The following is a 640-nucleotide window of genomic DNA, read 5'->3' as shown; positions in this document are numbered from 1 at the left end:
GGATATATTATTTCTGTTGTGATCATTACATTAATTCACGTCTTTTTATTATTAGGATTATCGATTTTTAATATAATCCCTTTTGAATTCTTTGTGATTTGTATAATAACAATGATAAGTACTGCAGCTGTTTTTGATTTCCTTGGATGGTTATCACCGGCTGTTCCTTCATTCTTAAAAAGTGAACTATTTAACACTAATATCTTTTCATATATTTTTAATATGGTACTGTTTAGTTTTTCAGGTTACATTCTAATGTGGTTGTTTGATCATACAATATCTAATATAGGAATATTGAGTTCATACTTGAAATTTATTAAGTTATTTTTTCTTGCAGTACCAATGTTAATGTATTTGTATTCTTTACGCTATTTGGTTGTGAATTTAAGATGCATTTCAAAGTACATGTTGTTAAATGCAATTGGAGGGTTAATAAGCTTGCATTTAACCTATGTCCTGTTTAACTTATTTCACCTATCTTTACTCGAAACTCTTCCTTTTTATAAAAAGACATTTAAGGCGGCTTCAGTTAATTATTTTCTTATTTATTTACATTGGGTATGGTTTATTATCATTCCAGCATTAATTTTAGTATTTCATTTTATGAAATATCAAGTGAACAAACATCGGGAGAATTCTT

The 640-nt window shown here is 27.2% G+C and carries 1 protein-coding gene; it reads left to right on the top strand.

Annotated elements, in window-relative coordinates; translation table 11 throughout:
* Window positions 1–111: 111 nt before the first annotated feature.
* Window positions 112–640: hypothetical protein (locus RCF13_RS17855; protein ID WP_308141414.1), on the top strand; the 529-nt coding region annotated here is incomplete at its 3' end.

It is taken from the genome of Stenotrophomonas maltophilia group sp. RNC7 (genome assembly GCF_030910085.1).
Taxonomy (GTDB): Bacteria; Pseudomonadota; Gammaproteobacteria; order Xanthomonadales; family Xanthomonadaceae; genus Stenotrophomonas; species Stenotrophomonas sepilia.
This window is presented reverse-complemented; position numbering and strand designations above follow the sequence as displayed.